This is a genomic window from Nocardioides sp. (assembly GCF_051876515.1).
Lineage (GTDB): Bacteria > Actinomycetota > Actinomycetes > Propionibacteriales > Nocardioidaceae > Nocardioides.
This window is the reverse complement of record NZ_JBJEHY010000207.1, coordinates 1-6,343: the sequence shown is the minus strand read 5'-3', so window position 1 is coordinate 6,343 and position 6,343 is coordinate 1. Positions and strand designations below refer to the sequence as shown.

Annotated in this window: 5 protein-coding genes; 2 read left to right on the top strand and 3 right to left on the bottom strand. The window is 69.7% G+C overall.

The features are described from left to right. Positions 1–209: 209 nt before the first annotated feature. Genes ACI379_RS15030 through ACI379_RS15020 form a run of 3 tightly spaced genes read right to left on the bottom strand, consistent with a single transcriptional unit; the run spans position 210 to position 3,799 of the window. On the bottom strand, positions 210–953 hold the full coding sequence (locus ACI379_RS15030) for a succinate dehydrogenase/fumarate reductase iron-sulfur subunit (protein ID WP_439792914.1): 744 nt from the start codon (positions 951–953) through the stop codon (positions 210–212). A 46-nt stretch (positions 954–999) separates the two neighbouring features. Then, complete coding sequence (locus tag ACI379_RS15025) at positions 1,000–3,060, bottom strand: fumarate reductase/succinate dehydrogenase flavoprotein subunit (RefSeq protein ID WP_439792913.1); 2,061 nt, start codon at positions 3,058–3,060, stop codon at positions 1,000–1,002. A 13-nt stretch (positions 3,061–3,073) separates the two neighbouring features. Next, entirely contained in the window at positions 3,074–3,799 is a 726-nt protein-coding gene (locus ACI379_RS15020; RefSeq protein WP_439792912.1) for a succinate dehydrogenase cytochrome b subunit, read from the bottom strand. Between the two features lie 180 nt (positions 3,800–3,979). Here ACI379_RS15020 and ACI379_RS15015 point away from each other — a divergent pair, with 180 nt between their 5' ends. Beyond that, the gene (locus ACI379_RS15015) at positions 3,980–5,746 is read left to right on the top strand and encodes a methylmalonyl-CoA mutase family protein (protein ID WP_439792911.1); all 1,767 of its coding nucleotides are present in this window, start codon (positions 3,980–3,982) and stop codon (positions 5,744–5,746) included. Continuing rightward, the coding region (locus tag ACI379_RS15010; protein ID WP_439792910.1) for a methylmalonyl-CoA mutase family protein at positions 5,743–6,343 on the top strand (601 nt) is incomplete at its 3' end. The genes ACI379_RS15015 and ACI379_RS15010, both read left to right, overlap by 4 nt.

Here is a 6,343-nt window from a genome sequence, read left to right as displayed (position 1 = left end):
AGTAATGCGCAGTTATCCGTACGAAGGGGGGTCAGTTGAGCGGTGCTCGTACTGATAACTGCGCGTTACTAAGCCGGGGGCCGGGGGCCGGGGGCCGGGGCGGGGCCGGGGTGGGCCGGGGTGTGCCGGGGGCCGGGGCAGGGTCACGACTACCCCGGGAACGCACGAGCCCCCGCTGCCCGGAGGCAGCGGGGGCTCGAGGTGAGGACTCAGAGACCGTTCTTGAGAGCGGTACGCAGGTCCTTGTTGAGCTGCGAGATCACGTCGAGCGGGATCTCCTTGGGGCAGGCAGCGGCGCACTCACCGATGTTGGTGCAACCACCGAAGCCCTCGTGGTCGTGCTGGGCGACCATGTCGACGACGCGGGTCCAGCGCTCCGGCTGACCCTGCGGGAGCTCACCGAGGTGGGTGATCTTCGCGCCGAGGAACAGCGAGGCGGAGCCGTTGGGGCAGGCCGCCACGCAACCGCCGCAGCCGATGCAGGTCGCCACGTTGAACGCGCGCATCGCCTTGTCGCGGGGAGCGGGCACCGAGTTGGCCTCGGGGGCCGAACCGGTGTTGGCCGAGATGAAGCCGCCCGACTGGATGATGCGGTCGAACGCGCTGCGGTCGACGACGAGGTCCTTGATGATCGGGAACGAGTCCGCGCGCCACGGCTCGATGGTGATCGTCTCGCCGTCCTTGAAGGAGCGCATGTGCAGCTGGCAGGTCGTGGTGACCTCCGGGCCGTGCGCCTGGCCGTTGATCATCAGCGAGCACATGCCGCAGATGCCCTCGCGACAGTCGGAGTCGAACGCGACGGGGTCCTCGCCCTTGGCGTTGAGGTCCTCGTTGAGCACGTCCAGCATCTCCAGGAAGCTCATGTCCTCGGAGATGTCGTCGACCTGGTAGGTCTGCAGGGCGCCCTTGGCCGAGGCGTTGGCCTGGCGCCAGATCTTGAGAGTGAGCTTCACTTGGTTCCTCGCTTGGTGGTCTCGATCGGGGAGGGGAGGCAGGCGGTCACTTGTAGCTCCGCTGCTTCATCTCGATCGCGGTGTAGATGAGGTCTTCCTTGTGCAGGATCGGCTGGCCCATCTCGCCGCCCAGGGCGGGGTCACCGGCGTACTCCCAGGCGGCGACGTAGGCGAACTCGTCGTCGTGGCGCAGCGCCTCGCCGTCCTCGGTCTGCGACTCGGCGCGGAAGTGACCACCGCAGGACTCGCGACGGTTGAGGGCGTCGATGCACATGAGCTCACCGAGCTCGATGAAGTCGGCGGTACGGCCGGCCTTCTCGAGGCTCTGGTTGAGGGTCTCGGCCGAGCCGAGGACCTTCAGGTCGCTCCAGAACTGCTTCTTGAGGTCGCGGATGAGGCCGATGGCCTTCTTGAGGCCGGCCTCGGTGCGCTCCATGCCGCAGTACTCCCACATGATCCGGCCGAGCTCCTTGTGGAAGGAGTCCGCCGAGCGGGTGCCCTGGATGGCGAGGAACTTGGCGATGCGGTCCTCGACCTCCTTGCGGGCCTCGACCACGGCCGGGTGCGACTCGTCGATCTTGTCGAACGGGCCGTCGGCGAGGTACTCGCGGATGGTGTTCGGCAGGACGAAGTAGCCGTCGGCCAGGCCCTGCATCAGCGCCGAGGCGCCGAGGCGGTTGGCGCCGTGGTCGGAGAAGTTGGCCTCACCGGCCACGAACAGGCCCTCGACGTTGGACTGCAGGTGGTAGTCGACCCACAGGCCGCCCATCACGTAGTGCACGGCGGGGTAGATGCGCATCGGCACCTGGTACGGGTTCTCGCCCGTGATCCGCTCGTACATGTCGAAGAGGTTGTCGTACTTCTCGCGGACCGCGTCCTCGCCGAGACGGGCGATGGCGTCGGCGAAGTCGAGGTAGACGCCGCGGCGGACCATGCGCTCGTTGCCCTCGTCGTCGACCTCGCGGACGGCCGGGCCGACGCCCTTGCCGTCGTCGCACTGGTACTTGGCGGCACGCGAGGCGATGTCGCGGGGGACCAGGTTGCCGAAGGAGGGGTAGATCCGCTCCAGGTAGTAGTCGCGGTCCTCCTCGGGGATCTCGCGCGGGTCCTTGGTGGCGTCCTCGGGGTTCTTGGGGACCCAGATGCGACCGTCGTTGCGCAGCGACTCCGACATCAGGGTCAGCTTCGACTGGTGGTCGCCGGAGACCGGGATGCAGGTCGGGTGGATCTGCGTGTAGCAGGGGTTGGCCATGTAGGCGCCCTTGCGGTGCGCACGCCACGCGGCGGTGACGTTGGAGCCCATCGCGTTGGTCGACAGGAAGAAGACGTTGCCGTAGCCGCCGGAGGCGAGGACGACGACGTCGGCCAGGTGCGTGTCGATCGCGCCGGTGACCATGTCGCGGGTCACGATGCCGCGCGCCTTGCCGTCGGCCACGATCAGCTCGAGCATCTCGTGACGCGTGTACTGCTTGACGGTGCCGGCCGCGACCTGGCGCTCCATGGCCTGGTACGCGCCGATCAGCAGCTGCTGACCCGTCTGGCCGCGGGCGTAGAAGGTGCGGGAGACCTGCACGCCGCCGAACGAGCGGTTGTCGAGCAGGCCGCCGTACTCGCGGGCGAACGGGACGCCCTGCGCGACGCACTGGTCGATGATGTTCGCGCTGACCTCGGCCAGGCGGTACACGTTGTTCTCGCGGGCGCGGTAGTCGCCGCCCTTGACCGTGTCGTAGAAGAGACGGTGGGTGGAGTCGCCGTCCTCCTTGTAGTTCTTGGCCGCGTTGATGCCGCCCTGGGCGGCGATCGAGTGGGCGCGGCGCGGGGAGTCCTGGTAGCAGAAGGACTTCACGTTGTAGCCGGCCTCGCCGAGCGTGGCGGCGGCGGCACCGCCGGCCAGGCCGGTGCCGACGATGATGATGTCGAGCTTGCGGCGGTTGGCCGGGTTGACCAGGCGGTTCTCGAACTTGCGGTTGGTCCAGCGGTCCTTGATCGGGCCGGTGGGGGCGACCGGGTCGACCAGCGGCGAGCCGAGCGTGTAGTAGCCGGCGGCGTCGTCAGAGATCTGGTTGGGCGCAGCGTTGGTGGGCGAGGTGCCGTCCAGGAAAGCCATGTGTCAGCGTCCTTTACTTCGTGATGACGCCGGAGAGAACGGCGAGCGGAACGAGCGAGAAGCCACCGGCGATGACGATCGCCACGACCCAGCCGGCCACCTTGGCGTTCTTGCGCGAGCGGGCCGAGTTGGTCAGGCCGAGGGTCTGCAGCGCCGACCACGTGCCGTGGTGCAGGTGGAAGCCGAGAGCGAGCATCGCGACGAGGTAGATGATCGTCATCCACCACACGTCGAAGGTGTCGACCAGCAGCAGGTACGGGTCGCCGGTGCCGTCCGGGCCGCCGGCCGGGTTCGGGTCCGGGTTGACGTTGACCTTGCCGATGGTGAAGTTGATGAGGTGCCAGACGATGAAGACGAGCAGCGTCACGCCGCCCCAGCGCATCGTGCGCGAGGAGAGGGACGAGGCCACGTTCTTCTTGACCGCGTACTTCTGGCTGCGCGCGCGGGAGGCCCGCTTGGCCAGCGTCGCGGCGCACGCCACGTGCACGACCAGCGAGACCAGCAGCGTGATGCGGATGATCCACAGCAGGCCGTTCTCGGGGAGCATCGGCTCGCCGAAGACCCGCAGGTGGTGCGCGTACTCGTTGAAGGAGTCGCGGCCCCAGAACGCCTTCAGGTTTCCGTACATGTGAGTCAGTACGAAACCGATGAAGACGAGGCCGGAGCCCGCCATCAGGAGTTTCAGGGCAATGGTCGAGCGCGAAGCGCGCGCTCCCTTGATCAGCGTCGTGTCTGCCACAAGGGGTCAGGCTACCGCCTGAGAGCAGGCTGAGAGACCCCCGGGGTTTGTGACCTTCTCCCTACTCGCCGGTAGGCGCGGGTCTTAGGTAAACCTAACTCATGAGGCGTCGAACTCACAGCCTTCCGAATACCGGGCCTGTGCGCGGCGACCCGCGCCACGGAACCTATCCTCGAGGTCATGACCGACCCCACCCCCGAGGCGCCCGTGCAGCGGATCGACCTCGCCTCCGACCAGGACGTGGCCACGGTCACTGACTGGGAGAAGGCCACCGCGGACGTCCTTCGCAAGTCGCGCCGGCTGGGTGACGACGACGCCGACTCCCTCGTCTGGGAGCGGCTCGCGCGCACCACGCTCGACGACATCTCCGTGGCCCCGATCGGACAGCGCTCCGACCTGGACGGCCTCACCACCGCCGGCCGTCCGGCGCGCGACGGCGACTGGGACAACCGGCCCCCGCTGGCCGGCGACGACGCCAAGGCCCTCAACGAGGCCGCACTCGTCGACCTCGAGAACGGGGCCACCTCGCTCTTCCTCGACCTCGACGGCAACGTCGACCTCGAGGTCGCGCTGAAGGGGGTCTTCCTCGACCTGGCGCCGGTGACGCTGCGCCGCCCCACGCCCGAGCAGTCCGCCGCGCTCGCCGACGTGCTGGCCGAGCGTCCCGACGCCCCGCATCCGGACAACAACCTCTCCGCCGACCCGGTCACCGCCGAGGTCTTCGGACACGCCGGCACCGGGGCCACCCCCGACGAGGCGTTCGCCGGCACCGCGGCCCGCGCCAAGGCGCTCGGCATCCGCGGCGTCGTCGTCGACGGCACCGTGCTGCACGACCGCGGCGCCTCCGACGCCCAGGAGCTGGGCTGGACCATGGCCGTCGGTGCCCACTACCTGCGCCTGCTGACCGAGGCCGGCCACTCGCTCGACGAGTCGGCCGCGCTCATCGAGTTCCGCTACTCCGCCACCGACGAGCAGTTCCCGACCATCGCGAAGTTCCGCGCCGCCCGCCGTCTGTGGGCCCGCGTCCTCGAGCTCTCCGGCGGCAGCGACGTGCCGCAGCACCAGCACGCGGTCACCAGCTCGCCGATGATGACGACCTTCGACCCGTACGTGAACATGCTGCGCACCACCGTGGCTGCCTTCGCCGCCGGCGTCGGCGGTGCCGACGCGGTCACCGTGCTCCCGTTCGACGCCCGTCTGGGCCGCTCGGACGCCTTCGGTCGCCGCATCGCCCGCAACACCTCGTCCCTGCTGACCGCCGAGTCGCACCTGGGCAAGGTCACCGACCCCGCCGGCGGCTCGTACGCGGTGGAGAAGCTGACCGACGACCTCGCCGTCGTCGCGTGGGCCGAGTTCACCCAGATCGAGGCCGAGGGCACCATCGCCTCCGACGAGGCGCTGGCCGCGCTCAAGGTCCGCGTCAACGCCGTCCGCGACCGCCGCGACCAGCAGGTCGCCGACCGCAGCCGTCCGGTCACGGGCGTCTCGGAGTTCCCGAACCTCGGTGAGACCCTGCCGACCCGCGAGGGCACCGGCCTGGCCGCCGGTGCCGTCTCGTACGCCTGGGCGTACGAGGACCTGCGCCGCGAGCCCGCTGCCCAGCCGGTCTTCCTGGCCACGCTGGGTCCGGTCGCCGCGCACACCGCGCGCGCCACCTTCGCGACCAACCTCTTCGCCGCCGGCGGCGTCAGCGTCACCAGCGCCGGCGCCACGACTGGTGTGGAGGACCTGCTCGCCGCCCACGCGGGCGAGAAGGTCGCCTGCCTGGCCGGCACCGACGCCGCGTACGCCGAGTGGGGCGCCGAGGCCGTCGCAGCCCTGCGCGACGCCGGGGTCACCCGCGTCATCCTGGCCGGCAAGCCGAAGGACCTGGCCGTCGACGACTCCTGCGCGACGGGCCTGGACGCCCTCGCGTTCCTCAACCGCACCCGGGAGGCGCTCGCATGAGCATTCCGAAGAGCTTTGCCGGCGCCTCGCTGGCCTCCGACCACACCGCCGCGGCCCCCGGCACGACCCGCGCGCCGTGGACCAGCCCCGAGGGCATCGACGTCCTCGGCGTCTACGGCCCCGAGCACCTCGAGGGTCTCGACGCCCTGGAGACGTGGCCCGGTCTGAGCCCGTTCCTGCGCGGCCCGTACCCGACCATGTACACGACCCAGCCGTGGACGGTTCGCCAGTACGCCGGCTTCTCCACCGCGGAGGAGTCCAACGCCTTCTACCGCCGCAACCTGGCCGCCGGTCAGAAGGGCCTCTCGGTCGCCTTCGACCTGGCCACGCACCGCGGCTACGACTCCGACCACCCGCGCGTGCGCGGTGACGTCGGCATGGCCGGTGTCGCGATCGACTCGATCTACGACACCCGGGTGCTCTTCGACGGCATCCCGCTGGACCAGATGTCGGTCTCGATGACGATGAACGGCGCCGTGCTCCCGGTGCTCGCGCTGTACATCGCCGCCGCGGAGGAGCAGGGCGTGAAGCCCGAGCAGCTCGCGGGGACCATCCAGAACGACATCCTCAAGGAGTTCATGGTCCGCAACACCTACA